This window comes from Streptomyces sp. ADI95-16 (genome assembly GCF_003721495.1).
Taxonomy (GTDB): domain Bacteria; phylum Actinomycetota; class Actinomycetes; order Streptomycetales; family Streptomycetaceae; genus Streptomyces; species Streptomyces goshikiensis.
Window position 1 is genome coordinate 6,387,972 of the sequence record NZ_CP033581.1, and the last position, 26,621, is coordinate 6,414,592.

Annotated in this window: 26 protein-coding genes and 1 pseudogene; 23 read left to right on the forward strand and 4 right to left on the reverse strand. The window is 72.4% G+C overall.

Annotated features, from left to right (window positions below; translation table 11 throughout):
* Nucleotides 1–4: 4 nt before the first annotated feature.
* The 12 genes from EES41_RS28525 (at nt 5) to EES41_RS28580 (ending at nt 10,265) form a co-directional block, all read left to right on the forward strand.
* Entirely contained in the window at nt 5–1,015 is a 1,011-nt protein-coding gene (locus tag EES41_RS28525) for a sugar ABC transporter substrate-binding protein (RefSeq protein WP_123080900.1), read from the forward strand.
* A complete protein-coding gene (locus tag EES41_RS28530; RefSeq protein ID WP_123080901.1) occupies nt 1,012–2,049 on the forward strand; it encodes an ABC transporter permease in 1,038 nt (345 codons plus the stop codon). The genes EES41_RS28525 and EES41_RS28530 overlap by 4 nt, the downstream gene beginning before the upstream one ends.
* Entirely contained in the window at nt 2,046–2,873 is an 828-nt protein-coding gene (locus EES41_RS28535; protein ID WP_123080902.1) for an ATP-binding cassette domain-containing protein, read from the forward strand. The genes EES41_RS28530 and EES41_RS28535 overlap by 4 nt, the downstream gene beginning before the upstream one ends.
* Before the next feature lie 16 nt (nt 2,874–2,889).
* Nucleotides 2,890–4,125: an ROK family glucokinase gene (locus EES41_RS28540; protein ID WP_254211591.1), complete on the forward strand. Its 1,236-nt coding sequence runs from the start codon at nt 2,890–2,892 to the stop codon at nt 4,123–4,125.
* Nucleotides 4,122–4,739, forward strand: a complete 618-nt coding sequence (locus EES41_RS28545; RefSeq protein WP_254211592.1) for a hypothetical protein — start codon at nt 4,122–4,124, stop codon at nt 4,737–4,739. The genes EES41_RS28540 and EES41_RS28545 overlap by 4 nt, the downstream gene beginning before the upstream one ends.
* A 137-nt stretch (nt 4,740–4,876) precedes the next feature.
* Nucleotides 4,877–5,509 carry an MBL fold metallo-hydrolase gene (locus tag EES41_RS28550; protein ID WP_123080903.1) on the forward strand — a complete coding sequence of 211 codons (633 nt, stop codon included), beginning with the start codon at nt 4,877–4,879 and terminating at the stop codon, nt 5,507–5,509.
* A gap of 57 nt (nt 5,510–5,566) precedes the next feature.
* Nucleotides 5,567–6,352, forward strand: coding sequence for an exodeoxyribonuclease III (locus tag EES41_RS28555; protein WP_123080904.1), 786 nt, complete (start codon nt 5,567–5,569; stop codon nt 6,350–6,352).
* A 142-nt stretch (nt 6,353–6,494) separates the two neighbouring features.
* The gene (locus EES41_RS28560; RefSeq protein ID WP_123080905.1) at nt 6,495–6,935 is read left to right on the forward strand and encodes a DUF6278 family protein; all 441 of its coding nucleotides are present in this window, start codon (nt 6,495–6,497) and stop codon (nt 6,933–6,935) included.
* A gap of 120 nt (nt 6,936–7,055) precedes the next feature.
* Nucleotides 7,056–7,799, forward strand: a complete 744-nt coding sequence (locus EES41_RS28565) for an amino acid ABC transporter ATP-binding protein (RefSeq protein ID WP_123080906.1) — start codon at nt 7,056–7,058, stop codon at nt 7,797–7,799.
* A gap of 11 nt (nt 7,800–7,810) precedes the next feature.
* Nucleotides 7,811–8,728 (forward strand): glutamate ABC transporter substrate-binding protein, encoded by a 918-nt coding sequence (locus EES41_RS28570; RefSeq protein WP_123080907.1) that lies wholly within the window; start codon nt 7,811–7,813, stop codon nt 8,726–8,728.
* A gap of 17 nt (nt 8,729–8,745) precedes the next feature.
* Entirely contained in the window at nt 8,746–9,390 is a 645-nt protein-coding gene (locus tag EES41_RS28575) for an amino acid ABC transporter permease (RefSeq protein WP_123080908.1), read from the forward strand.
* On the forward strand, nt 9,387–10,265 hold the full coding sequence (locus EES41_RS28580) for an amino acid ABC transporter permease (RefSeq protein ID WP_123080909.1): 879 nt from the start codon (nt 9,387–9,389) through the stop codon (nt 10,263–10,265). The genes EES41_RS28575 and EES41_RS28580 overlap by 4 nt, the downstream gene beginning before the upstream one ends.
* Nucleotides 10,266–10,311: 46 nt before the next feature.
* Here the strand turns inward: EES41_RS28580 and EES41_RS28585 are convergent, their stop codons facing one another.
* Both EES41_RS28585 and EES41_RS28590 read right to left on the reverse strand, forming a co-directional pair.
* Complete coding sequence (locus EES41_RS28585) at nt 10,312–11,910, reverse strand: CocE/NonD family hydrolase (protein ID WP_164495964.1); 1,599 nt, start codon at nt 11,908–11,910, stop codon at nt 10,312–10,314.
* 206 nt (nt 11,911–12,116) lie between these two features.
* The gene (locus EES41_RS28590; protein ID WP_164496137.1) at nt 12,117–13,292 is read right to left on the reverse strand and encodes an Ig-like domain-containing protein; all 1,176 of its coding nucleotides are present in this window, start codon (nt 13,290–13,292) and stop codon (nt 12,117–12,119) included.
* Nucleotides 13,293–13,851: 559 nt separating this feature from the next.
* On the opposite strand from EES41_RS28590, the pseudogene EES41_RS43190 reads away from it, so the two are divergent.
* The 6 genes and pseudogenes from EES41_RS43190 to EES41_RS28620 all read left to right on the forward strand — a co-directional run.
* A pseudogene (locus tag EES41_RS43190) lies at nt 13,852–14,042 on the forward strand (peptidoglycan bridge formation protein FemAB); the annotation flags it as partial.
* Complete coding sequence (gene murJ, locus EES41_RS28600) at nt 13,967–15,763, forward strand: murein biosynthesis integral membrane protein MurJ (protein WP_254211593.1); 1,797 nt, start codon at nt 13,967–13,969, stop codon at nt 15,761–15,763. The pseudogene EES41_RS43190 and the gene murJ, both read left to right, overlap by 76 nt.
* Nucleotides 15,764–15,802: 39 nt before the next feature.
* Nucleotides 15,803–16,486, forward strand: coding sequence for a response regulator transcription factor (locus EES41_RS28605; protein WP_123080912.1), 684 nt, complete (start codon nt 15,803–15,805; stop codon nt 16,484–16,486).
* Nucleotides 16,483–17,919, forward strand: coding sequence for an ATP-binding protein (locus EES41_RS28610; RefSeq protein WP_123080913.1), 1,437 nt, complete (start codon nt 16,483–16,485; stop codon nt 17,917–17,919). The genes EES41_RS28605 and EES41_RS28610 overlap by 4 nt, the downstream gene beginning before the upstream one ends.
* Nucleotides 17,916–18,497, forward strand: a complete 582-nt coding sequence (locus tag EES41_RS28615) for a hypothetical protein (RefSeq protein ID WP_123080914.1) — start codon at nt 17,916–17,918, stop codon at nt 18,495–18,497. Before EES41_RS28610 ends, EES41_RS28615 begins: the two co-directional genes overlap by 4 nt.
* A gap of 42 nt (nt 18,498–18,539) precedes the next feature.
* Nucleotides 18,540–19,778 carry a cytochrome P450 gene (locus EES41_RS28620; protein WP_123080915.1) on the forward strand — a complete coding sequence of 413 codons (1,239 nt, stop codon included), beginning with the start codon at nt 18,540–18,542 and terminating at the stop codon, nt 19,776–19,778.
* On the opposite strand, the gene EES41_RS28625 is transcribed toward EES41_RS28620, so the two are convergent.
* The gene (locus tag EES41_RS28625) at nt 19,738–20,463 is read right to left on the reverse strand and encodes a hypothetical protein (RefSeq protein ID WP_123080916.1); all 726 of its coding nucleotides are present in this window, start codon (nt 20,461–20,463) and stop codon (nt 19,738–19,740) included. The genes EES41_RS28620 and EES41_RS28625 overlap by 41 nt on opposite strands.
* Before the next feature lie 102 nt (nt 20,464–20,565).
* On the opposite strand from EES41_RS28625, the gene ggt reads away from it, so the two are divergent.
* Nucleotides 20,566–22,365 (forward strand): gamma-glutamyltransferase, encoded by a 1,800-nt coding sequence (ggt, locus tag EES41_RS28630; RefSeq protein ID WP_123080917.1) that lies wholly within the window; start codon nt 20,566–20,568, stop codon nt 22,363–22,365.
* Nucleotides 22,366–22,368: 3 nt separating this feature from the next.
* On the opposite strand, the gene map is transcribed toward ggt, so the two are convergent.
* Nucleotides 22,369–23,136, reverse strand: coding sequence for a type I methionyl aminopeptidase (map, locus tag EES41_RS28635; protein ID WP_123080918.1), 768 nt, complete (start codon nt 23,134–23,136; stop codon nt 22,369–22,371).
* A 63-nt stretch (nt 23,137–23,199) separates the two neighbouring features.
* Between map and EES41_RS28640 the strand changes: the two genes are divergently transcribed.
* The 4 genes from EES41_RS28640 (at nt 23,200) to EES41_RS28655 (ending at nt 26,610) form a co-directional block, all read left to right on the forward strand.
* Nucleotides 23,200–23,451, forward strand: coding sequence for a helix-turn-helix domain-containing protein (locus EES41_RS28640; RefSeq protein ID WP_123080919.1), 252 nt, complete (start codon nt 23,200–23,202; stop codon nt 23,449–23,451).
* A gap of 101 nt (nt 23,452–23,552) precedes the next feature.
* Entirely contained in the window at nt 23,553–23,933 is a 381-nt protein-coding gene (locus EES41_RS28645) for a PPOX class F420-dependent oxidoreductase (RefSeq protein ID WP_008737966.1), read from the forward strand.
* Nucleotides 23,934–23,978: 45 nt separating this feature from the next.
* Nucleotides 23,979–25,601: a hypothetical protein gene (locus EES41_RS28650; protein WP_123080920.1), complete on the forward strand. Its 1,623-nt coding sequence runs from the start codon at nt 23,979–23,981 to the stop codon at nt 25,599–25,601.
* A gap of 166 nt (nt 25,602–25,767) precedes the next feature.
* Nucleotides 25,768–26,610 carry a nitrilase-related carbon-nitrogen hydrolase gene (locus EES41_RS28655; protein WP_123080921.1) on the forward strand — a complete coding sequence of 281 codons (843 nt, stop codon included), beginning with the start codon at nt 25,768–25,770 and terminating at the stop codon, nt 26,608–26,610.
* Nucleotides 26,611–26,621: the final 11 nt, after the last annotated feature.

The window sequence follows — 26,621 nt, forward strand, 5'->3', positions numbered from 1 at the left end:
CGACGTGGCTAGGGTTCGGACAGGGGTGCGCGTCGTCGGCGTCGTGCTCGCGGCGGTACTGGGAGCCTCCCTCGCGGGATGCAGCAGTACGGGCGGCAAGCGTGCCGAGGAGCGGGCGAAGGCCGCCGAGGCGGGCCGGCCCGCCGTGTCCACCCCACGCTGGACCTTCGCGATGGTCACGCACGCGGGTGACGGGGACACCTTCTGGGACATCGTGCAGAAGGGCGCCAAGGAAGCCGCGGCGAAGGACAACATCAACTTCGTCTACGCCCACGACGACCAGGCGCAGCAGCAGGCCCAGTTCGTCCAGAACGCCATCGACCAGAAGGTCGACGGCATCATCGTGAGCCTCGCCAAGCCCGAGGCCCTCAAGGACGTCATCGCCAAGGCCGTCAAGGCCGGCATCCCGGTGGTCACCGTCAACTCCGGATCCGCCCAGTCCGCCGAGTACGGCGCGCTCACCCACATCGGCCAGGACGAGGAGATCGCCGGCGAGGCGGTCGGCACCGAGCTGACCAAGCGGGGCAAGAAGAGGGCCGTCTGCGTCCTGCACGAGCAGGGCAACGTCGGGCACGAGCAGCGCTGCGCCGGGGCGAAGAAGACCTTCGGCGGAACCATGGAGAACCTGTACGTCGAGGGCACCAACATGCCCTCGGTCCAGGCGGCCATCCAGGCGAAGCTCCAGGCCGACCCCTCCGTCGACTCGATCGTCACCCTCGGCGCCCCGTTCGCCCCCACCGCCGTCAAGGCGAAGGACGCGGCGGGCAGCAAGGCCGAGGTGGACACCTTCGACCTCAACGAGTCCGTGGCCCGCGACCTGAAGTCCGGCGCCCTCGGTTTCGCCGTCGACCAGCAGCCGTACCTCCAGGGCTACGAGGCGATCGACCTGCTCTGGCTCTACCGCTACAACCTGAACTCCCTCGGCGGCGGCCGCCCGGTGCTCACCGGACCGCAGATCGTCACGGCCGCCGAGGCCGCCAAGCTGGAGGAGTTCATCAAGCGGGGCAGCCGATGAGCAAGTCCGCCCCCGCCCCCGCGGACGAGCGGCTCGCCCCGACCTCGCTGACGCGCCGCCTGCTCGGCCGCCCCGAGCTGGGCGCCGTCGTCGGCGCGGCCGCCGTGTTCGTCTTCTTCTCCTTCGCCGCGCCCAGCTTCCTGCAAGCCTCCAGCCTCAGCACGATCCTCTACTCGGCCTCCACCATCGGGATCATGGCGGTCCCGGTCGCGCTGCTGATGATCGGCGGCGAGTTCGACCTCTCCGCCGGTGTCATGGTCACCACCTCGGCGCTGATCAGCTCGATGTTCAGCTACCAGATGACCGCCAACGTCTGGGTCGGCGTCCTGGTGTCTCTGCTGGTCACCCTGGCCATCGGGTTCTTCAACGGGTTCATGCTGACCCGCACCAAGCTGCCCAGCTTCATCATCACGCTCGGCACCTTCCTGATGCTGACCGGCCTGAACCTCGGCTTCACCAAGCTGATCAGCGGCTCGGTCTCCACCAAGACCATCGCCGACATGGAGGGCTTCGCCTCCGCGCGGGCCCTGTTCGCCTCGCAGTGGAACATCGGCTCGGTCACCCTCAAGGTGACCATCCTGTGGTGGTTCGCCCTGGTCGCCGTCGCCACCTGGATCCTGCTGCGCACCCGCGCCGGCAACTGGATCTTCGCCGTGGGCGGCGGCGCGGACGCGGCCCGCGCGACCGGCGTCCCGGTCGTGAAGACCCGTATCGGCCTCTACATGGGCGTCGCCCTGTGCGCCTGGATCTCCGGGCAGCACATCCTGTTCTCGTTCGACGTCGTCCAGTCCGGCGAGGGCGTCGGCAACGAGTTCCTCTACATCATCGCGGCCGTCATCGGCGGCTGCCTGATGACCGGCGGCTACGGCTCCGCCATCGGCTCGGCCGTGGGCGCCTTCATCTTCGGCATGACCAGCAACGGCATCGTCTACGCCCAGTGGAACCCGGACTGGTTCAAATTCTTCCTCGGCGCGATGCTGCTGCTCGCCACGCTGCTCAACGCCTGGGTACGCAAGCGGGCGGAGGCCAAGTGAGCGCTCTCGTGAAGCTGACCGACGTCAGCAAGTACTACGGCAACATCCGCGCCCTCCAGGGCGTCTCCCTGGAGGTCTCGGCGGGCGAGATCACCTGCGTCCTCGGCGACAACGGCGCCGGCAAGTCCACCCTCATCAAGATCATCGCGGGTCTGCACCGGCACGACGCCGGAACCTTCGAGATCGAGGGCGAGGAGACCGTGCTCGCCAACCCGCGGGCCGCCCTCGACCACGGCATCGCCACCGTCTACCAGGACCTCGCGGTCGTCCCGCTGATGCCGGTCTGGCGCAACTTCTTCCTCGGCTCCGAGCCCACCAAGGGCCGCGGCCCCCTGCGCCGCCTCGACACCGCGTTCATGCGCGAGACCACCCGCACCGAGCTGCTCCGCATGGGCATCGACCTGCGCGACGTGGACCAGCCCATCGGCACCCTGTCCGGCGGCGAGCGGCAGTGCGTGGCCATCGCCCGCGCGGTCTACTTCGGCGCGAAGGTCCTCGTCCTCGACGAGCCCACCGCCGCCCTCGGCGTCAAGCAGTCCGGCGTCGTCCTCAAGTACGTCGCCGCCGCGCGCGACGCCGGCCTCGGGGTGGTCCTGATCACCCACAACCCGCACCACGCCTACCTGGTCGGGGACCGCTTCGTGCTGCTCAAACGGGGCACGATGGCGGGCAGCCACACCCGCGACTCGATCACGCTGGACGAGCTGACCCGCCAGATGGCGGGCGGCTCCGAGCTGGACGAACTGAGCCACGAACTGGAGCGAGTGGCAGAATCAGGTCCTGACAGCCCTTCCGGCTCCGCCTCCGACACCACCGCACCCTGAGGGACGACACGACTCGATGAGCACGTACCGGGACTTCACGCTCGCCCACCGGGGGGCGGCGCGGGGCACCGTCCTGCGGACCATCGGGACCCGTGAGCGCCGGTCGCACCTGACCGCCCCGCGCGTCCCGACCGTCGGCATCGACATCGGCGGCACCAAGGTGATGGCCGGCGTCGTCGACGCCGACGGCATCATCCTGGAGAAGATCCGCGCGGAGACCCCCGACAAGTCGAAGAGCGCCAAGGTGGTCGAGGACACCATCGTGGAGCTGGTGCTGGACCTCTCCGACCGGCACGACGTCCACGCCGTGGGCATCGGCGCCGCCGGCTGGGTCGACGCCGACCGCTCCCGGGTGCTGTTCGCCCCGCACCTGGCCTGGCGCGACGAGCCGCTGCGCGACGCCCTCCAGTCCCGGCTCGCCGTCCCGGTCATGGTGGACAACGATGCCAACACGGCCGCCTGGGCCGAGTGGCGCTTCGGCGCCGGGCGCGGCGAGGACCACCTCGTCATGATCACGCTGGGCACCGGCATCGGCGGGGCCATCCTCGAAGGCGGCCAGGTCAAGCGCGGCCGCTACGGGGTGGCCGGCGAGTTCGGCCACATGCAGGTCGTCCCCGGCGGGCACCGCTGCCCCTGCGGCAACCGCGGCTGCTGGGAGCAGTACAGCTCCGGCAACGCCCTGGTCCGCGAGGCCCGCGAGCTCGCCGCCGCCGACTCCCCGGTCGCGTACAACATCATCGCCCGGGTTGGCGGCAACGTCGCGGAGATCACCGGGCCGCTCATCACCGAGCTGGCCCGCGAGGGCGACGCGATGTGCGTCGAGCTCCTCCAGGACATCGGGCAGTGGCTCGGCGTGGGCATCGCCAACCTCGCCGCCGCCCTCGACCCCTCCTGCTTCGTCATCGGCGGCGGCGTCAGCGCCGCCGACGACCTGCTGATCGGCCCCGCCCGGGACGCCTTCCGGCGCCACCTGACCGGCCGCGGCTACCGTCCCGAGGCCCGGATCGCCAAGGCCCAGCTCGGCCCCGAGGCCGGTATGGTCGGCGCCGCGGACCTCGCCAGGCTCGTCGCCCGCCGGTTCCGGCGCGCCACGCGCCGGCGCGTCGAGCGGTACGAGAGGTACGAGCGCTACGCGCGGCTGGGCCGGCGCGACCCCGGCGCCGCGGACTCCAAGGCGGCGGATCCGAAGGCCGTCGACCCCATGGCCGTGGAGCCGAGGGCCGTGGAGCCGAGCGACGGGGACACGCCGTGAACCCGCCCCTGCTGCCCCGCCAGGCCGCCGCCCCCGACGAGGGCGGCGGGGGCGGGGGCGGCGGTGGCGCGCCGCAGCCCCCCGCCGAGGACCGCGGGCACGTGGTCCGGCGCCGCTGGATAACCGCGATCATCATCCTGCTGCTCGTCGGGGTCCCGGCGGGCTACCTCCTGGTCTCCGCGCAGCAGAGCCGCGAGAGCGGCCGCGACAAGGCCGCCAAGGTCGGCGCGGTGCACGTGCGCCCGGCCTGGCCGTCCACGGTGCAGCGCAGCATCTACGAGGTCCCGATCCCGGACAAGGCCTGGCGGGTCGGGTACCTGGAGACCAACAACTGGCACACCAGCCGGCTGTACACCGAGTTCACGGTCACCGCGCGGGACCTGGAGGCGTTCCTCGCCGAGGTCGGCACCAGCCGCGACGCCCTGACGCCCGGCCCCCCGGGCGACACGATCTCCGGGCACGACGCGAGGGCCGCGGGCTGGACGTGGAAACCGGGCACCACCCTGTCCGGGGTCACCCTCGAACAGCCCGACCCGCGCCCCACCCGGGACATCGCGGTCGACTTCAGCGGGCCCAACCCCAGGGTGTACGTGGTCTCCACCGCGACCCCGTAGCTCCGGTGGGTCCGGCGGGTCCGGCGGGTCCGGCGGGCGGGGTGGGCCCGGCGGCTCGGTGGGTGTCCCGCGGGGTGCGGGGGGTGCCGTAGGCGCTGGGGCCCCGCGGCGGCCCCGCCGCCCATTAGCCTGGGATCATGAAGCTCACCAAGCGGCTGCACTCCTGCGTCCAGCTGGAGAAGGACGGGCGCGTGCTCGTCATCGACCCGGGCGCCTTCAGCGAATCCGACGCGGGCCTGGGGGCGGACGCCCTGCTCGTCACGCACGAGCACCCCGACCACTACGACGAGGGCCGGCTGCGCGCCGCCCTCGACGCGAACCCGGCCGCCGCCCTGTGGACCCTGCGCAGCGTCGCCGAGAAGCTGGCCCCGGCCTACCCCGGCCGCGTCCACACCGTCGGACACGGCGACGCCTTCACCGCCGCCGGGTTCGAGGTCCAGGTGCACGGCGAGCTGCACGCCGTGATCCACCCGGACATCCCCCGCGTCACCAACGTCGGCTACCTCGTGGAGGGTTCGCTCTTCCACCCGGGCGACGCGCTGACCGTGCCCGAGGCCCCCGTGGACACCCTGATGGTCCCGGTGCACGCGCCCTGGAACAAGGTCGCCGAGGTGATCGACTACCTGCGCGAGGTCAAGCCGCGCCGGGCGATCGACATCCACGACGCCTACCTCTCGGAGATCGCCCGGCCGATCTACGACAACGTCCTCGGCGCCCTGGGCGGCACCGACCACGGGCGGCTCGCCGCGGGGGGCACCGCCGACCTGTGACGGGCGGCGCCGGGCGGTACCGGCCGGCTGTCAGTGCCGGGCGGTAGGTTGGTGGACATGCGTATCGCCACGTTCAACGTCAACTCGATCACCGCCCGGCTGCCGCGCCTGCTGGCCTGGCTGGAGAGCTCCGGCACGGATGTCGTGTGCATCCAGGAGACCAAGTGCTCGGCGGAGCAGTTCCCGCACGAGCAGCTGCGCGAGCTGGGCTACGAGGCGGCCGTCAACGCCACCGGGCGGTGGAACGGCGTGGCGCTGATCTCCAAGGTCGGCTTGGAGGACGTGGTGACGGGCCTGCCCGGCGGGCCCGACTACGAGGGCGTCCAGGAGCCCCGCGCGATCTCCGCCACCTGCGGCGGGGTGCGCCTGTGGTCGGTGTACGTACCGAACGGCCGCGAGGTCGAGCACGACCACTACGGGTACAAGCTGGAGTGGTTCCGCGCGCTGGCCGTCGCCGTCGCGGAAGACGCGGCGGGTCCGCGCCCGTTCGCGGTGCTCGGCGACTACAACGTGGCCCCGACCGACGAGGACGTCTTCGATCCGGCCGTCTTCGAGGGCCTGACGCACGTCACCCCCGCCGAGCGCGCCGCCCTGGAGGCGCTGCGGGCCGCCGGCCTCTCGGATGTGGTGCCGCGCCCGCTCAAGTACGACCGCCCGTACACGTACTGGGACTACCGCCAGCTCGCCTTCCCCAAGAACCGGGGCATGCGCATCGACCTGGTGTACGGGAACGACGCCTTCGCCAAGGCCGTCTCCGACGCCTATGTGGACCGTGAGGAGCGCAAGGGCAAGGGCGCCTCGGACCACGCGCCGGTCGTCGTGGACCTCAACCTGGAGCGGTAGGGCCGTCGCGGCGCACCAGGAGAGCGCTCGTGGCGCACCCGCCGCAGCCGCGCCCGACCCCCGCCGCGCACCGGGATCGGGCCCGGCCGGTTTCAGGCGCGTCCTGTGGCCAGCGGCGGATCCTGGTGCGAGGCTGGGCGGTATGAACATCCCCTTCCTGGACCACTGGCTGAACCGGCGCCAACCGGAACGGGGTGCGGGGCTCGCCGCAGCCCTCGTCGTTGATCCCGAGGGCATCAACGAGTTGTTCTCGGAGTGCGAGCTGCTGCGCTCGCAAGCGCGTGCGGCCGGGCTCGAACTCGACGGGAGCCCGGACTCGTTGGAAGCCCTGGACCAGCTGATGCCGCGCTGGCGGCGGGACCCCGAGGCCGTGCCCTGGCTGGGCAACGACGCCGGCTTCTATCTCGGGACGGTGATCATCCGGACCATCCCGGGCACCGCCTGGCAGGTGTGGCCGAACGGCCAGCCGGTGATCCGGCTGGCCTCGGGGCGCGAGCTGAACGTCGTCGAATCGGGGCTGTCCTGGGCGATGACCGGCTCCCCGGAGCTGTCCCAGGCCTATGCGGAGGCTTCCGAGGGATAGGTCCCTCCCCAGACCCATGTGCTCTTTATGTGGCATTTAGGCGTGTCGCCGCGAAGTCCCGTTCCGCGGCTGGATAGTTTGCGCTGACCTCGGCACTCCGACACGTGGACAGGGCAGCGCATGGCCGTCGATCCTTTGATCGAGCTGCGGGACGTCAACAAGCACTACGGGACGTTGCACGTCCTCCAGGACATCAACCTCACCGTCGGCCGCGGGGAGGTGGTGGTGATCATCGGCCCCTCCGGCTCCGGGAAATCCACCCTCTGCCGGACCATCAACCGCCTGGAGACCGTCGAGTCGGGCACGATCCTCCTCGACGGCAAACCGCTGCCCGACGAGGGCAAGGACCTGGCCGGGCTGCGCGCCGAGGTCGGCATGGTCTTCCAGTCCTTCAACCTCTTCGCGCACAAGACCGTCCTCGCCAACGTCTCCCTCGCCCAGATCAAGGTCCGGAAACGCAAGAAGGACGAGGCCGACAAGCGCTCCCGGCAGCTGCTGGAGCGCGTGGGCCTCGCCGACCAGGCCGACAAGTACCCCGCCCAGCTCTCCGGCGGCCAGCAGCAGCGCGTCGCCATCGCCCGGGCCCTGGCCATGAGCCCCAAGGCGCTGCTCTTCGACGAGCCCACCTCCGCGCTCGACCCCGAGATGATCAACGAGGTGCTGGAGGTCATGCAGCAGCTCGCCCAGGAGGGCATGACCATGGTGGTGGTCACCCACGAGATGGGCTTCGCCCGGTCCGCCGCCAACCGCGTCGTGTTCATGGCCGACGGGAAGATCGTCGAGGACCGCACCCCGGAGGCCTTCTTCACCGCCCCCGAGAGCGAGCGGGCCAAGGACTTCCTCTCCAAGATCCTCAAGCACTGAGGGACGGCCCGATGAAGCGCTTCCTCCGCCTCTGCCTCATCACCCTCCTCGCCCTCGTGCTGCTCGGCGCCGCCGCCGGCTGCGGCCGCTCCGGCAGCCCCCCGGTCAAGGGGCCACAGCCCGAGGACCTGCCCGTGTACAAGGTGGCCACCGGCTTCAGCCTGCCCGGGTCCCCGACCTGGGAGCGGGCCAAGCGGCGCGGCCACCTCGTGGTCGGCGTCAAGGAGGACCAGCCGTACATGGGGGAGAAGGACCCCGCGAGCGGCCGCTACTCCGGGTTCGACATCGAGATCGCCAAGATGATGTCGGCCTCGCTCGGCTTCGACCCCAAGACGATCGAGTTCAAGACGATCGCCTCCGCCAACCGCGAGACCGCCCTCCAGAACGGCCAGATCGACTACTACGTCGGCACCTACACGATCAACGACAACCGCAAGAAGCAGGTCGGCTTCGCCGGCCCCTACTTCATGGCCGGCCAGTCGCTCCTGGTGCGCAAGGACGAGAAGGACATCAAGGGCCCCGAGGACCTCGCCGGCAAGAAGGTCTGCTCGGCCGCCGGCTCCACCCCGTACCAGCGCCTCCAGAAGGAGTACCCCCAGGCCGTCCTCGTCGCCTACGACACGTACTCGGCCTGCGTCGACAACCTGCTGACCTACCAGGTCGACGCCGTCTCCACCGACGACTCCATCCTCCTCGGCTACGCCGCCAAGGTCCCCGACGAGCTCAAGGTCGTCGGCAAGCCCTTCTCCGAGGAGCCCTACGGCATCGGCGTACCGCGCTCCGACAACGCCCTGCGCCTCGCCCTCGACGACGCCCTGGAGGCCAACGAGAAGAACGGCAACTGGAAGAAGGCCTACGAGGCCACCCTCGGCCTGTCCGGCCAGCCCGCCCCGCCGCCGCCCGCCATCGACCGCTACCCGGCGGGCTGAGGGGAGACCGCAGCACCATGAAAGTGCTCACCGACAACTTCGCGCTCTACGGGGAGGGCTTCCTCGGAACCGTGCAGCTCACCGTCTACGCCTCGCTGCTCGCCCTGGTCCTCGGCTTCCTGATGGCCTCGTTCCGGGTCGCGCCCGTCGGCTCCTTCCGCGTCTTCGGCACGGTCTGGGTCACCGTGCTGCGCAACACCCCGCTGACCCTGCTCTTCTTCGCCGTCCTGCTGGGCCTGCCGCGCTTCGGCCTGGTCCTGCCCTTCCAGGTGTTCGCCGTCCTCGCGCTCGGCTGCTACACCTCCGCCTTCATCTGCGAGGTGCTGCGCTCGGGCATCAACACCGTCCCCACGGGCCAGGGCGAGGCGGCCCGCAGCCTCGGCATGAGCTTCGGACAGACCCTCGGCGGCGTCGTCCTCCCGCAGGCCTTCCGCTCGGTGATCCCGCCGATCGGCTCCACCCTGATCGCGCTCGCCAAGAACTCGGCGATCGCCGGGGCCTTCAGCGTGAACGAGCTGCTGGGCACCTACAAGACCCTGAACGAGCTGGGCTACAGCATCGTCTGGACCTTCGTCTGGATCGCCGTCGGCTACCTGATCATCACCCTGTCCATCAGCCTGCTCTTCCATGTGCTGGAGAAGCGCTACGGAGTCGCCCGATGACCGCGCACGCGCTGCACGGGGACACCCGGTCCACCGCCCTCTACGACTACCCCGGCCCCAAGACCCGGCGCCGGCACTTCTACTACGGGATCCTGTCGACGGCGCTGATCCTGCTGCTGCTCGGCTGGCTCCTCTACCTTCTGTTCGACACCGAGCAGTTCACCGCCGCCAAGTGGAGCCCCTTCACGTACGAGGGCATCCAGAAGCTGCTGCTGCGGGGGCTGGGCAACACCCTCAAGGCCTTCGCGTACGCCTCGGTGTTCTCGCTGCTGCTCGGCGCGATCCTCGCCGCCGGCAGGCTGTCGGTGCACCGGCCGCTGCGCTGGCTGGCCACGCTGTGCGTGGAGTTCTTCCGGGCCATGCCGGTACTGGTGATGATCTTCTTCATCTTCGTCGCGCTGAAGGTCCAGCCCCTGCCCGCGCTGGTCGCCGGGCTGACCCTCTACAACGGCTCGGTGCTCGCGGAGGTCTTCCGTACGGGGATCAACGCCGTGGACCGCGGGCAGCGCGAGGCGGCGTACGCGCTCGGCATGCGCAAGACCCAGGTGACGACGTACGTCCTCGCGCCCCAGGCACTGCGGGCGATGCTGCCCACGATCATCAGCCAGCTGGTGGTGGCGCTGAAGGACACCTCGCTCGGCTACCTGATCACCTACGAGGAGTTCCTGCACGCGGGGAAGCTGATCGCCTCGAACCTCGACTACGACCTGCCCTTCATCCCCGTCGTGATGATCATCTCGCCGATCTACATCGGGATGTGCATGCTGCTGTCCTGGTTCGCCAACTGGGTGGCGAGGTACGAGCGGCACAGCCTGAAGACCGAGGCGGTCACGGTCGCCCCGGCGGGAGAGGAGACCGTGCTGCCCGGCCGATAGCGGGCCGGCTCCACGGAGCCGACCCGCCCCGGCGAGCGGCCGCGGATCACTGCTCGCGCAGCGGCACCGAGACGTACGAGGGATCGGTGCGCGGCGAGGAGAAGGTCAGCTGCGCGCCGGTGGGGTTGTGCTCGATGTAGAGGGGATCGACGGTGTCGACGACGAGGGCGAGGCGGTGGCCGGCGGGTACGTCGTAGGCGGTGGAGACGAGGTCGAGGTCCACGCCGAAGGCCTGCCCCGGGGCCTTGCCGTGGAAGGTGTACGGGGCGTTGCTGACGAGCTTGCCGAGGCCGAGCGGGCCGACGTCGTAGAGGTACGCGACGAAGGTGCCGTCCCCCTTGGTGGGCGTGACGGTGGTGTGCAGCCGTACCGTGCCCCGGACCCGGCGGGGTACGTCGTAGCGCTCCGACTGCCAGACGGCGGCGAAGGCGCGGGGGAGGAGCGGCACGGAGGCGATCGGCGGGGCCTTGGCGAACTGGTCCAGGATGCTGGAGAGGAAGACGACGCCGCCGTCGGCGCCCGAGTCGACGTTCGCGAACAGGTGCTCGCTGTCGGAGAGCGGGATCCGCTCGGTGCCTCCCGCGCCGACGGACTTCCAGTCGGCGTACCCTTCGTAGCCGCCCGTGCTGCGGGACTTGATCTGCACCGGGGACTCGGAGTCGACGCCGTTGCGCTCGCCCTTGAGGTAGCGGTCGAACCAGCGGTGGGCGTTGGTCCAGGTGTCGTTGGGCAGGCCGAACAGCCCGGTGGCCTCGGCGGTGGCGTGGTCGCCGGGGCGGAACTCCAGGCGCTTGGGGCCGGTCAGCTCCTCGAAGAACGCCGCGTACTGGTTGGGCGGGAAGACGGTGTCCCCCCAGGCGTTGCCCAGCATCAGCGCGGCGCCGTTGGCGTTGATCCGGTCCACCTGCTCGGCGGCCGAGCGCTTCTTCCCCCACTCGATCATCTGCTGCTCACGGTCGAGGCGGGAGCCGAGGAAGTCGCCGAGGATCGACCGGAGCTCCGGGCCGGGCCGGCCGGTGAGGTACCCGGTGGCGCCGAGCACCCCGGCGGCCTGGCGGTGCTGGGTGCGGCCGGAGTAGATGGACTCGATGAGGTCGGCCCAGCCGCTGAGCGCGACGACGGCCTTGATGCGGGGATCGTGCGCGGAGGCCAGCAGGCTGATCCCGGCGCCGTACGACACCCCGCCGACGCCGATCCGGGCGGCGTCGGCGGGGGTGGTGGCGAGGGCCCAGTCGATGACGGCGGACACGTCGGCGACGTCCGGCGGCCCGGCGACCTCGATCTCGCCGCCGGAGAGCCAGAAGCCCCGGGAGGTGTAACTGACCACGACGTAGCCGGAGTCGGCGAGCTTCTTCGCCTGGGCGACGTACTCGACCTGCGGCAGCCCCCAGCTGGTGGGGAGCACGATCAGCGGATACGTCACCCCGGCCCGCGCACCGGCCGGCGTGAAGACGTTGCCCTTGAGCGTGACCCCGCCGGACCCCGGAATGTCATAGAACCGGACCCCGGAAGCCGAGGCGCCCCCTTCCACCACTCCCGCCACTCCCACCGCGGTCGCCGCCTGGGCCTGATGGGGGGCCAGCCCCAGACCGGCAACCGCGAACACGACCGCCAAGGCAGCCGCGGCTCTGGTGTTACGGACCATCAATCGCTCCCCACGTGCACCGACGCCAAAGTTCCCCGACGGTAACGGGAGTGCCTTACCGCAGGTAACCCATCGCGAAGTTACGTGCTGGTAACAATTGGCCGAGAGTGACGCTCCTCCCGGGGCGAAGGGCGAAGGGGAAAGTGAAGCGGCGGGCCGCCTTCCCTGGGTGGGGGAGGCGGCCCGCCGTCGTGTGGGTGGGGCGGTCAGCCGTTCTGGGGGGTGGCGGAGAGGGCGCTCTTGGCCTTCCATTCGTCCCAGGACAGGTTCCACTCGCCGTAGCCGTTGCCGATGTCGGCCTTGCCCTTCGAGCCGTTGCCGGTGACCTCGACCACGTCACCGACCTGGGCCGAGGCGAAGAGGGCCTTCGCGTCGGCGTCGCTCATCCCGACGCAGCCGGAGCTGGTGTTGGCGTTGCCGAAGTGGTCGGTGTTCCACGGCGCGGCGTGGATGTACATGCCCGACCAGGTGAGCCGCATCGAGTAGTCGACCATCTTGTCGTAGGAGTCGCCCAGGCCCACCGTCTGGGAGTCCATCCGGATGGTGCCCTCCTTGGTCATCAGGACCATCTTCCCGGACCAGGAGGCCTTCTTGCCGCCGGGCGTGCCCGCCGAGACCGGGATGGACTTCACGGCCTGTCCGTCCTCGGTCACCGTCAGCTTGTGCGCGTCCAGGTCGACCGTGAGCCGGCGGTCCTTGCCGATCTTGAACTCGGTGTTGTAGTCCTTGACGAAGTAGCCGCCGCCCTGGCCCGAGTCCACGCCGTTGAGGTTCATCGCGACCTTCACCTCGGTGCCGGACTTCCAGTACTCCTTCGGCCGCCAGTCCACGCGGTCGTTGCCCGTGTAGTCCTTGAACCAGCCCCAGGAGCCCTCGGTGTTGTTCGAGGTGGTCACCTTCAGGTGCTTCTCCACCTCGGCCTTGTTCTTCACCGGGTTGTCGAACACGATCGAGACCGGCTGGGCTATGCCCACCACCGCGGTGGCCTTGCCCGGGTTGATCGTGACCTTGTTCACCTTGTCCGCGGCCGCCGTCTTGAACTGGGCGTTCGCGCTCTGGCTGTCGGTGTTCTGCGCCTCGACCTTGTAGTCCGTGCCCGGAGCGGCATTGCGCTCGGAGGTCCACGACGTGCCGTCGTCGGACATCTTGCCCGGCAGTTCGCCGCCCTTGCCGTCCGTCACCTTCACCAGCGCCAGCTTGCCCTCGCCGAGGGAGACCTTGACCGGCTCGCCGGGCTTGGCCTGGTCGCCCGTGAGGTTCACGGAGATCGCCATGTCCTGCTTCTTCTTCGACCCCGGCTTGCCGTCACTGCCCGAGGCTCCCGACCCGGAGCCGCCGCATGCGGTCAGCGCGGCGGCCAGGAGTGCGGTCCCCGCCAGCATGGCGTGGCGACTGCGTGCGTAACGGCGTGTGCGGCTCAACGAAACCCCTCCAAGTAATGATCGCTCGCAAGAGGAGATGCGAACGGCATGACTGTAGGTTGCCCAATCTGCCGAGAAGATCTGATTTTCGGTTGTGACGTGGACCGCAGCGAAACGGTCATCGTCCGGTCACAATCGCCGCCGCGGCGCCGTCACGGACCGCCGCGAAAGTCCCTGTACGTCCCCGCCCGGACGTACGGGAGAGGCCGCCCGCCCTGCGTGCGCACCGCTCGTCACCGCCCCCACCTGCACCAGGAGCGGGCGCGGGCGGTGCGCTCCCGCTCCGTCCCCGAATACCGGGCATTCCCGTCCCGGCAGGGCCGGGTGAGTTTTCTCCCGTACCCCTCGCGGGCCGAGGTAAAGGACTTCTGGCGCTCGGAAAGGGCCGGATGGCACTACCCGGCACTACCCGGCACTAACCCGGCGGCGAGATATCGGGTGCCGCCCTCGCCTTCTGCCGTCATTTCCCGGCACCCGCAAATATCTCGTCCACCTCCCCGAGGGGCCCGTCGCCGACTGGTCCGACGCGTACGACCTGCGCGGGGTAACCTCCACCCTCGACCCCGATGATCGGCCGTTCGGCTGCTGCGCTGGAAGCCCGGCACCGGCGGGCAGGTCCTCGAAACGCTCGGTGAATGGGAGATCCCGGTGGACGGCTGCACCAACACGGCGCTGTACAAGGCCTTCCAGGCCTTCCCGGGCCGCCGGTGAAACCGCACGCCGACACCCGTACGCCCGGCCCCGCCCCCGAAACCGGCGCGCCGCCCACGGTGCCCGGCCAGACCGCCGCGCCGCGGGAGCGGGCCGCCGCCGCGTCCGGGCAGGGCTCGGTGCTGCGCAGCGGCGCGCTCATGGCGGCCGGCTCGATCGTCTCCCGCGCCACCGGCTTCGTCCGCTCCGCCGTCGTCGTCGCCGCCCTCGGCACCGGGCTGACGGGCGACGGCTACGCCGTCGCCAACACCGTCCCCAACATCCTGTACATGCTCCTCATAGGCGGCGCGCTCAACGCCGTCTTCGTGCCCGAGCTGGTCCGGGCCGCCAAGGAGCACAAGGACGGCGGCGCCGCGTACACCGACCGGCTGCTGACCGCCTGCACCGCCGCGCTCCTGCTGCTCACCGCCGTCGCCGTCGTCGCGGCGCCGCTGATCGTCTCCGCGTACACCGGCTACACCGGGGCGCAGGCGAGCACCACCGTCGCCCTGGCCCGGTTCTGCCTCCCGCAGATCCTCTTCTACGGGCTGTTCACCCTGCTCGGGCAGGTGCTGAACGCCCGCGGCCGGTTCGGCGCGATGATGTGGACCCCGATCCTCAACAACCTCGTGATCATCGGCGTCTTCGGGCTGTTCCTGTACGTGTCGCACGGCTCCGAGGGCGGCCTCACCGCCGACGAGACCCGCCTCCTCGGCCTCGGCACCACCGCCGGGATCGTCCTCCAGGCCCTCGCCCTGATCCCCTCGCTGCGCGCCGCCGGCTTCCGCTGGCGCCCCCGCCTCGACTGGCGCGGCAGCGGCCTGGCCCGCCCGCTGCGCAACGCGGGCTGGCTGGTCATGCTCGTCCTCACCAACCAGATCGGCTACTGGGTGGTGACCCGGCTCTCCACCACCGTCGGCCGGCACGCCGAGGCGGCGGGTCTGGCCGGGGGCGCCGGATACACCGCCTACAGCAACGCCTACCAGCTGTGGATCGTCCCCCAGGGCATCATCACCGTCTCCCTGGTGACCGCCCTGACGCCCCGGATGAGCTCCGCCGCCACCGACGGCGACCTCGGCGCCGTCCGCCGCGACGTGTCGTACGCGCTGCGCTCCAGCGCCGCCCTCGTGGTCCCGGCCACGGTGGTCCTCGCGGCCCTCGCCCCCTGGGTGATGGGCGCGGTCTTCGGGTACGGGCGCACCACCGCCGCCGACATCGAGGTGATGGCCGGCATGCTGATGGCCTTCGCCCCCGGCCTGATCGCCTTCTCCGGCCAGTACGTCCTCTCGCGCGGCTTCTACGCGCTCTCCGACACCCGGACCCCGTTCTTCCTGAACCTGGTCATCGCCGGCCTGTGGTCCGCGCTCTCGGTCGCCGCGTACCTCCTGCTCCCGCTGCGCTGGGCGGTCACCGGGATGGCCGGCGCGTACTCCGTCGCGCTCTTCGCGGGCCTGGCCGTCACCGCGCACACCCTCTCCCGGCGGCTCGGCCCGCGCGCGGGCAGCCGTACCGGACGGCGGGCCACGGCCGTCCGCACCCACCTGCGGCTGCTGCTCGCCTGCCTCCCGGCGGGCGCCGCCGGATATGCGGCCGCCCGCGCCGCCGACCGGTTCGGGGACTTCGCCGCCGTCGGAGCGGGAACCGCGGCGATCGCCGCGGTCGTCGTCCTTCTCGCCGGACCGCTGCGCCTGGCCGAGATCACCGACCTGCTGGACTCCCTGCGGCGCAAAACCGGCCGTTGACCCGATGCACATCACCGAATCACCTTGGATACCGACCGGATGTCACGCGTACTGCTGATCGAGGACGACCCTTCCATCCGCGAGGGGGTAGGGCTCGGCCTGCGCCGCCGCGGCCACGAGGTCAGCGCCGCCGAGACCGGGGAGAGCGGCCTCGCCCTGATGGCGAGCTTCCGCCCCGAGCTGGTGCTGCTCGACCTCATGCTGCCCGGGATCAACGGCGTGCAGGTCTGCCGCCGCATCCGCGAGACCAGCCAGGTCCCGATCATCATGCTGACCGCGCGCGGCGACGACTTCGACATCGTCGTCGGCCTGGAGGCGGGCGCCGACGACTACATCGTCAAACCCGCCCGCACCGAGGTCATCGAGGCCCGCGTCAAGGCGGTGCTGCGCCGCCTGAGCACCCCGGCGGGCAGCCGGCCCGAGGTGGAGTTCCACGGCGAGCTCGCCATCGACCGCGCCGGGCTGACCGTCGCCAAGAGGGGCGAGCGCGTCCCCCTCGCCCCCAGCGAGATCAAGCTGCTGCTGCACCTGTCCGCCTCGCCCGAGCACGTCTTCTCCCGCCAGCAGCTCCTGGAGTACGTCTGGGACCACAGCTACCACGCCGACGCCCGGCTCGTGGACGCCTGCGTACGCCGCCTGCGCACCAAGATCGAGAACCCCGCAGGCAGTCCCCGCTACATACAGACCGTGCGGGGCTTCGGCTACCGCTTCGGCCCGCTGTGAGGCGGATCGCGCCGCTCGGGCTGCGCACCCGGCTGATCGCGGCGTTCCTGCTGGTCGCCGCGATCAGCGCGGCGACCAGCGCCGCCCTGACCTACCGCGAGGCCCGTACCGCGATCCTCAAGCAGAGCCAGGACACCGCCGTCTCCTCCATGCGCGACCTGGTCGGCCGGCTGTCCCTGCCGCTGCCGCCGCAGCCCGACCAGCTCAAGAGCGCCTGCGCCGACCTCGCCCGCAGCAGCCAGCCGCACTCCTGGATGGTCTACGCCGAGTACGCCGGCAACACCGTCTCCTCGGCCGAGTCCCCGAACTCCACCGTCATCACCGACGAACTGCGCGCCGAGGCCCGGATCCGGCCGGGCGGCGCCGTCCAGCGGGTCCGCAAGGGCAAGGAGGTCTACCTGACCTTCGCCATGCCGGCCACCTTCAAACACAACGACCGCACCCAGTCGAGCGGCCTCGTCTTCTACGGCGTCATGCCCCTGGCCACCGAGCAGACCACCGTCCAGGCCATGGTCGTCGCCGCCCGCGACGGCGCCCTCCCGGCCCTCGGCATCGCCGTCATCCCCGCCCTGCTCGCCGCCCGCAGCGTCCTCAAGCCCGTCCGCCGGCTGCGCCACGCCGCGCTCAGCCTCGGCCGCGGCAAGCTGGACACCCGGATCGAGGTCAAGGGCTCCGACGAACTCGCCGACCTCGCACGCACCTTCAACGGGACCGCCTCGGCGCTGGAGGGCTCGGTCGAGGAGCTGCGCCAGGCCGAGGCCCGGGCCCGCCGCTTCGCCGCGGACGTCTCCCACGAACTGCGCACCCCGCTCGCCGGCATGCTCGCCGTCACCGAGGTGCTCGACGAGGAGGCCGTCCACCTCGACTCCGACACCGCCGCCGCGCTGCGCCTGATCACCGCCGAGACCGGCAAGCTCGCCGCCCTCGTCGAGGACCTGATGGAGATATCCCGCTTCGACGCCCGCGCCGCCGAACTCCACGCCGACGAGGTCGACGTCGCCGAGTTCGTCCGCAAGACCCTGGAACGCCGGCACTGGCAGGACCGGGTCGCCACCGAACTGCCCGCCGGGCTGCGGGCCCGGCTCGACCCGCGCCGCTTCGACGTGGTCCTCGCCAACCTGGTCGGCAACGCCCTGCGGCACGGCGGCGCGGACGTGCACGTCAGCGCCGCCGAGGAGCAGCGGCCGGACGGCGCCCGGCTCGTGGTGCGGGTGGCCGACAACGGCCCCGGCATCGAGCCCGAGGTGCTCCCGCACATCTTCGACCGCTTCTACAAGGCCGACGCCGCCCGTACCCGCTCCGCGGGCAGCGGTCTCGGCCTCGCCATCACCCTGGAGAACGTCCGGCTGCACGGAGGCGCCGTCCGGGCGGCCAACCGGGACGGCGGCGGCGCCCTGTTCACCGTCGAGATGCCCCTGGAGGCCGCCGTATGACCGCCACGGACCGGCGCCGGCGGCGCCGCCGGGCGAGCGCCGCCCCGGCCGCCCTGCTGGCGGGCTTCCTGCTCGCCGGGTGCGCGGACGCCACCGGCATCCCCGGCACCGACGTGTTCGAGGTCGGGGCCCCCGCGCGGATCAAGGGCGAGGGCGGGACCATGCTGCTCTACCTCGTCGACCGGGAGGGGCGGCTGACCCCCGTCCTGCGGCCCGGCCCGTTCCCGGCCGATTCCGGTTCCGGCCCGGGCTCCGGCTCCAAGCAGCCCCTCTACGACACCCCGACCGGGTTCGTGCTGAGGGCGCTCCTGCAAGGGCCGAACGGCGCGGAGCTCGCTGCCTCGCTCCACACCGAACTGCCCCTGGCCTTCGTCCCGGTGCGCGACCCCGAGCGCAAGGACGGCCTCCTGACCGTCACGCTGCCCTTCCCGGTCACGGCGCTCAGCGAGGCCGCCCGCGGCCAGATCGTGTGCACCGTCGCGCACGCCGAACCGCTCGACGTGGACGCGCGGGTCGTCCTCGCGGGCCAGAGCAACAGCATCGTGCCCGCGCAGGAGTGCCCGGTCCCCGCCGGCTGACACGCTCTTGTGCGGCGCCGCCCCACCCGACACGGTGGACCCGTGGACGTCTTCGACCCCCGGATCTACGCCGCCGGCATCCCGTACGACACCTACCGGCTGCTGCGCGAGCGGCGCCCCGTCGCCTGGCAGGAGGAGCCGGAGGTCCTCGGCTGGCCCGCCGGGCCCGGCTTCTGGGCCGTCACCCGGCACGCCGACGTCGTCCGGGTGCTGCGCGACCACACCACGTACTCCTCCTGGCTCGGCGCCACCCAGATCCGCGACCCCGACCCGGCCGACCTGCCCTTCCTGCGCCGCACCATGCTCAACCAGGACCCCCCGGGCCACGGGCGGCTGCGCCGGCTGATCTCCCGCGCCTTCACCCCGGCCCGCGTCGACGCCTTCGCCGGCCGGGTGCGCGAGCGGGCCCGTACGCTCCTCGCCGACGCCCGCGCCAAGGCCGAGGACGGCGCCACCGACCTGGTCGCCGCCGTCACCGACGAGTACGCGCTGCTCAACCTGACCGACCTGCTGGGCGTCCCGGCCGCCGACCGGGGCCTGCTGCTGGAGTGGACCGTACGGGTCATCGGCTACCAGGACCCCGAGGACGCGCCCGCGCCCCCGCTCGGCCCCGACGGCACACCGCTGAACCCGCGCTCCCCGGCGCTGCTGGGCGAGATGTTCTCGTACGCCCGGGAACTGGCCGCCCACAAGCGGACCCACCCCGGCGACGACGTGATGACCGCCCTCGCCGAGGCCGGACTGGACCCGGCCGAGCTGGAGATGTTCTTCTTCCTGCTCACCGTCGCGGGCAACGACACCGTACGCGGCGCCGCCCCGGGCGGCCTGCTCGCGCTGGCCCGGGACCCGGACGCCTACCGGCTGCTCGCCGGGGGCCGGGCGGCGATGCACACCGCCGTGGACGAACTCCTGCGCGTCCACCCGCCGGTGCTGAGCTTCCGCCGTACCGCCGCCGTCGACACCGAACTCGCCGGGCAGCCGGTCCGCGCCGGGGACAAGGTGGTGGTCTTCCACGCCTCCGCCAACCACGACGAGCGCGCCTTCACCGACCCCGGCCGCCTCGACCTCCGCCGCGCGCCCAACCCGCACGTCTCCTTCGGCGACGGCCCGCACGTCTGCCTCGGGGCCCACTTCGCCCGGCTCCAGCTGCGCGTGCTCTACGAGGAGTGGCGCGCGGCCATGCCCGCCCCCGAACTCGCAGGTCCGCCCAGGCGGTTGGTGTCGAACTTCATCAACGGGATCACGCGGCTGCCGCTACGGGTGTCCGGGCCTGCCGGGTGACGTCCGCCAGCAGGTCGACCACGTCCGGGCCGTAGGCGTCGGAGTTGTTCACCTTCAGCACCACGCAGAAGGAGCCCTTGCCGTAGCGGCGCGCCAACTCCTCGTGGTGGCGCGCCAGATAGCGGGCGCCCGCCTGGTTGCTGATCGCGGTCTGCCCCGAGATCAGGAACACCGGCCGGGTCCCGGGCGCCGTCGTCAGCCGGGCCAGCAGCACGTGGTCCACCTGGCCCTTGTGCCAGCGGTACGCCTCGCCGCCGACCTGGATCGACCCCCGGTCCCGGCCGGCCTCGGTGGTCAGGTCGACGCGGACCCCCGGCAGCATGGAGGCCAGGTGGGCGGCCGTCCGCGCGTTGGACGCCGGGCCGCCGACGCAGAACTCGGCGCGCTCGCCGAAACCCTGGCGGACCCCGTCGTGCGAGACGATCTGCAGGTTCGCCCCGCAGTCCTTGATCAGGGCCGATATCTCCAGCAGCGCGAACGCGTCGTTGCGGTGCACCGACCCCTCCGTACCGCCCATTTGCCGGTTGACCACGAACAGGCAGTCCGAGCCCGTCGGCAGTCCGAAGAACGCCTGCTTGCGGCGCAGAGTACGGCGCCACAGGAAGGTCCGGGCGAACCAGCCGAACCCGCCGCTGATGGCGGTGGCCACCACCCCGAGCACGATGTTGCGCACGTCGTCGTTCATGCGGCGGATGGTAGCCGTCCCCGTGTGTTCCTGACGTGGGGGGTGCGGTGAAGTTACAGTGCGGGACCTGGCTCTGACCGGCCGTCGACTGGGAGGTTCGGGATGCGTCGTCCCGCCGTACGTCCATTAGCGCTCGTCGCCCTCGCGGGAGCGCTCGTCTCCACCGGGGCCGCCGCCTCGCCCACCACCGCCGCCGCGCCGCCCAAGGTGCCCGTCGCCGCCGGGTACGGCGGGGCCGTCGCCAGCGTCGACGCCGACGCCTCGGCCGTGGGCATCGCCGTCCTGCGCTCCGGCGGCAACGCGGTGGACGCGGCCGTCGCCACCGCCGCGGCCCTCGGGGTCACCGAGCCCTACTCGGCGGGCGTCGGCGGGGGCGGCTACCTCGTCTACTACGACGCCAAGTCCCGCCGGGTGCACACCATCGACGGGCGCGAGACCGCCCCGGCCTCGGCCACCGCCACCCTGTTCCAGGAGAACGGCGTCCCCATCCCCTTCGAGGAGGGCCAGACCAGCGGCCGCTCCGTCGGCGTACCCGGCACCCCCGCCACCTGGACCAGCGCCCTCGACGCCTGGGGCAGCCGGCCGCTGCGCCAACTGCTGAAGCCCGCCGAGGAACTGGCGCGCGACGGGTTCACGGTGGACGCCACCTTCCGGTCCCAGACCGAGCTCAACCAGGCCCGCTTCAAGGACTTCCCGGACACCGCGAAGCTGTTCCTGCCCGGCGGGGCCCTGCCGGTGGTGGGGTCCACCTTCAAGAACCCCGACCTGGCCGCCACGTACGCCGAACTCGGCCGCAAGGGCACCGGCGCGCTCTACCGGGGCCCGATCGCCGAGGACATCGTCCGCGCCGTCCGCAGGCCCCCGGTGGACCCGGCCTCGCCGCGCAAGGTGCGCTCCGGCGACCTGACCACCCGCGACCTGCGCGCGTACGAGACCAAGCGGCAGGCCCCGACGCAGGTGAGCTACCGCGGCCTGGACGTCTACAGCATGGCGCCCTCGTCCTCCGGCGGCACCACCGTCGGGGAGGCACTGAACATCCTGGAGGGCACCGACCTCGGCTCGCTCTCCGAGGCGCAGTACCTGCACCGCTTCATCGAGGCCTCGCGGATCTCCTTCGCCGACCGCGGCCGCTGGGTCGGGGACCCGGCCGCCGTGGACGTGCCGACCCGCCAGCTCCTCTCCCAGCGGTACGCCGACTCGCGCGCCTGCCTCATCTCGCCCGACCGGGCGCTGACCAGCCCGCTGGCCCCCGGAGACCCGCGCCGGCCGCAGCCCTGCGCCACCACCGGCCGGGCCGCCCCGACCACGTACGAGGGGGAGAACACCACCCACCTGACGGTCGCCGACCGCTGGGGCAACGTGGTCTCCTACACCCTGACCATCGAGTCCACCGGCGGCAGCGCGATCACCGTGCCGGGGCGCGGTTTCCTGCTGAACAACGAGCTGACCGACTTCTCCTTCGCGCCGGCCGTCCCCGGGGTCCCGGACCCGAACCTGCCCGGCCCCGGCAAGCGGCCGCGCTCGTCCATGTCCCCGACGATCGTGCTGGACGACGGGCGCCCGGTGCTCGCGGTGGGCTCCCCGGGCGGTGCCACCATCATCACCACCGTGCTCCAGACCCTGATCGGGCACCTGGACCGGGGGCTGCCGCTCGTCGACGCCATCGCGGCGCCGCGCGCCAGCCAGCGCAACCAGACCACCACCGAGCTGGAGCCGGGCCTGTGGAACAGCCCGGTCCGGGCCGAGCTGGAGGCGCTCGGGCAGGGCTTCCGGCAGAACCCGGAGATCGGCGCCGCGACCGGCGTCCAGCGGCTGCCGGACGGCCGCTGGCTGGCCGCGGCGGAGACCAGCCGGCGGGGCGGCGGCTCCGCGATGGTGGTCCACCCGTACGGCAAGCCGTAGGGATCAGAGCGCGGTCAGGATCCTCGGGCCGTCGGCGGTGATCGCCACCGTGTGCTCCGCGTGGGCGGCGCGGCTGCCGTCGACGGTGCGCAGGGTCCAGCCGTCCTCGTCGCAGCGGTAGTCGTCCGTACCGCCCGCGATCACCATCGGCTCGATCGCGAGGACCATGCCGGGGCGCAGCTTCATGCCGCGCCCCGGCGGGCCCTCGTTGGGCACGCCCGGGTCCTCGTGCATGCTGCGGCCGATGCCGTGGCCGCCGAAGCCGTCCGGAATGCCGTAGCCGGCGGCGCGGCAGACGGTGCCGACGGCGTGGGCGATGTCCCCGATCCGGTTGCCGGGCACGGCGGCGGCGATCCCGGCCGCGAGGGCCGCCTCAGCGGTCTCGATGAGCCGCAGGTCGGCGGGGCGGGCCCGGCCGACGGTGAAGCTGACGGCCGCGTCACCGACCCAGCCGTTCAGCTCGGCCCCGAAGTCGGCGCTGACGAGGTCGCCGTCGCGCAGCCGGTAGGGGGTCGGGACGCCGTGCACGATCGCGTCGTTGACGGAGACGCAGAGGACGGCGGGGAAGGGCACGGGCGCGAACCGCGGCCGGTACCCGAGGAAGGGCGAGGTCGCGCCGGCCTCGCGGAGCACCGCGTGGGCCGCCTCGTCAAGCTCCTGGAGGGAGGTCCCGACCCGGGCGGCCTCCCGGACCGCCGCCAGTGCGTGGGCCACCACCCGGCCGGGGGCGCGCATCTCGTCGATTGCCTGATCGGTCTTGAGTTTCACCATGCCAATAACTATACCGGTATAACTTTAACGGGATAGTTATTGGGGGTGGGGTAGGGTGGGGACATGGTCCGTACCCCCCTCACCCCCGAAGAGCGCGAGCGCGGCGAGCGGCTCGGCGCGCTGCTGCGCGAGGCGCGTGCCGGCCGCAGCATGGTCGAGGTCGCGGCGAGCGCCGGGCTGTCCTCCGAGACCCTGCGCAAGATCGAGACGGGCCGCGCGCCCACCCCCGCCTTCTTCACCGTCGCCGCCCTCGCGGAGGCGCTCGGCCTCTCGCTCGATGACGTGATGCGGCGCTGCGCCTTCGTGCCCGTCTGAGCGCGGGCGGCGGGCGGCGGGCGCGGGGCGGGTGCGCGCGGGGCGCGGGGCCATGCCCGCCGGGGGAGGCCGGGCGGCGCGGCACCCCCTAGGGTCGGGGGATGACGCTTGAGGAGCTCGGCAAGGCGCGGTACGTCAGTCTCACCACCTTCCGCAAGGACGGCACGCCGGTGGCCACCCCGGTGTGGGCGGTGACGGACGGCGAGGAGCTGTACGTGTGGACGCGCAGCGATTCGTGGAAGGTGAAGCGGATCCGCAACAACGGGCGGGTCACCGTCACCGCGTGCGACGTGCGGGGGCGGGTGGTGGAAGGCGCGCCGGTGCTGGAGGGTGCGGCGCGACTGCTGGACGAGGACGGGCTGGGGCGGGTGCGCCGGCTGCTCTCCCGCAAGTACCGCTGGCAGTTCTGGTTGGTGGACGTGCCCGCCGCGGTCTTCCGGCGGGGCGCCCGGCCGCACACCGGGATCGCCGTCAAGCTTTGAGACTCCCGTAGCCCGCCCGTAACACGAATGCGATGCAATGCGGTCATGGAGACCGCGACTTCGCTGGCGATCGCTCAACTCTCTCAGTACCTGCGGGCGTTGACGGGGAGACTGGATCCCGGGGCGGGCTGGTACGGGGAGTTCCTGCGGCGGGACCCGGCCGGGATGCGGGCCTGCCTCGACGGGACGGCGATGCCGCCGTGGGACGTCGTGGAGTCGCTGCTCGGGGACGCGGGCGCGGACGACCGGGAGGCGCGGTACGCGGCCCTGCTGCGGGCGGCGGCCGTCACCGCGTGGGACGCGCGGCCGGGCGGGGCGCGGGAGCTGCGGACCCTGCTCGCGGCGGCGGTCGCCGAGCGGGCGAGGTCCGAGGCCGCCCTGCGGGACCTGACGGCCCGCCTCGCGGCGGCGCCGGGGCCGCCGGAGGCGGAGTCCCTCGGCCGGGAGCTCGCCTGGATCCACGACGACGCCGCCAGGGCCGCTGCCCGCTGCGAAGACCTCACCCACCGCCTCACGGAAGCCCCCTTACGGGCCCCGGCCCCCGCCGCCCCTCCCGCACCGGCCCCCACGGCCCCCGCCGCCCCGGCGCCGGGCAACCCGACCCCCGCGGGCCCTCGGGTACCGGGCCCCAGGCGCCCCGCCGGTGCGGTGCCGGTGCCAGGGCGCCCCAATCCCGGCCGTCAGCGGCGCGCCGGGTCGGAATCCACCGCCGGTGCGGACGCCGCGTGGCCGGAGGCCGAGGTGCAGGGCGACGGGGCGCCGCCCCAGCCGGTGGGCGACGAGGTCGCGGCGCCGGTGGGGCGGGCCGAGGGACGGTGGCTGCGGGGTGGCCGGCGGGCCGGGGGCGCCCGGTACGCCGGGGCGGCGGTTCCGCAGACCCGGGCGTTCACCCCGCCGCCGGGCTCCGCGCCGCGGCCCCCGCGCGGCGCCCGCTTCGCCCCGCCCGAGGACACGGCGCCGGAACCAACCCTCCCCGCCCCGCGCGGCGCCCGCTTCGGCCCCCCGGCGCCTTCGCCCTCCTACGTCACCCCTGCCCCGAGCCCCCGCCCCGCGCCCCCGGCCGAAAACGGCCCCGGGGCCGGGGAGTTCGCGGCTCACGGTGGGCCGGTCCAGGCGGGTTCCGGGGGCGTCGGGGGCGCCGATGGTGGCGGGGTTCGGGGGCTGGTGGCCGGGTTGGTGGGGTTGCGGGCGGAAGGGCGCAGCGGGGAGGCGCACGCGGTGTTGTGCGAGGCCGCCGCCGGGCCCGCCGGGTCGTTGCCCGGGCTCGCCGTCGAGCTGGGGCGGGCCGGGCTCGCGGCCGACTGGGCCACGCTGCTGTGGGAGGCGGCCTCGCTGCCGCCCGAGCGGCTCGCCGCCGCGGCCGCGGCCCTCGGTGACGCCGGCCGGCACGCCGACTGCGACGCGCTCCTGCGCCAGGGCGCCGCCCGCCCCACCGCCGACATCGCCGACGCCGCCCAGGCCCTCGCCACCGCCGGCCGCACCCGCGAGGCCGACACCCTGCTCGGTGCCTTCGTCCGCGTGCGCACCGCGGAGGAGGCCGCCGTGCTGGCCCGCCGCGCCCCGCAGTGGTTCGCCCCTCGCCTGCTGCGCGCCGCCCGCGCGGTCTCCGCCTCCCGCCACCGCGATCTCGCGCACGCCCTCCGCGCGGCCGGAATCGCCACGGCGTAAACCGCCCGCCTCGTGATCGCAAACGATCGCTGGGCGACGTAACGTGATCGACTACTCCAACCGCGCACGGCGCTCTTGCCCCACGGGATGACGAGGCCTACGTTCTACTCCCTACGCACTCCGTCTACGTGCGTAGAACCGGCGTTCCCGTCGCGAGGAGCAGCTCATGGCCCAAGTCGTCCGCGCCGCACTGGTCCAGGCCACCTGGACCGGAGACACCGAGTCGATGATCGCCAAACACGAGGAACACGCCCGCCGGGCCGCCGCCCAGGGCGCGAAGATCATCGGGTTCCAGGAGGTGTTCAACGCCCCCTACTTCTGCCAGGTCCAGGAACCCGAGCACTACCGCTGGGCCGAGCCCGTCCCCGACGGCCCCACCGTCCAGCGCATGCGGGACCTCGCCCGCGAGACCGGCATGGTGATCGTCGTACCGGTCTTCGAGCGGGAGTCCGAGGGCTTCTACTACAACACCGCCGCCGTCATCGACGCCGACGGCAGCTACCTCGGCAAGTACCGCAAGCACCACATCCCGCAGGTCAAGGGCTTCTGGGAGAAGTACTACTTCCGCCCGGGCAACCTCGGCTGGCCCGTCTTCGACACCGCCGTCGGCCGGATCGGCGTCTACATCTGCTACGACCGCCACTTCCCCGAGGGCTGGCGCCAACTGGGCCTTGCCGGAGCGCAGTTGGTCTTCAACCCCTCCGCCACCCACCGCGGCCTCTCCGCGCACCTGTGGCAGCTGGAACAGCCAGCCTCCGCCGTCGCCAACGAGTACTTCGTCGCCGCGATCAACCGGGTCGGCCAGGAGGAGTACGGAGACAACGACTTCTACGGCACCAGCTACTTCGTCGACCCGCGCGGCAAGTTCGTCGGGGAGGTCGCGAGCGACAAGGAGGAGGAACTCCTCGTCCGCGACCTCGACTTCGACCTGATCAGGGAGGTCCGCGAGCAGTGGGCCTTCTACCGCGACCGCCGTCCCGACGCCTACGGAGGACTCGTACAGCCGTGACCAACCCGATC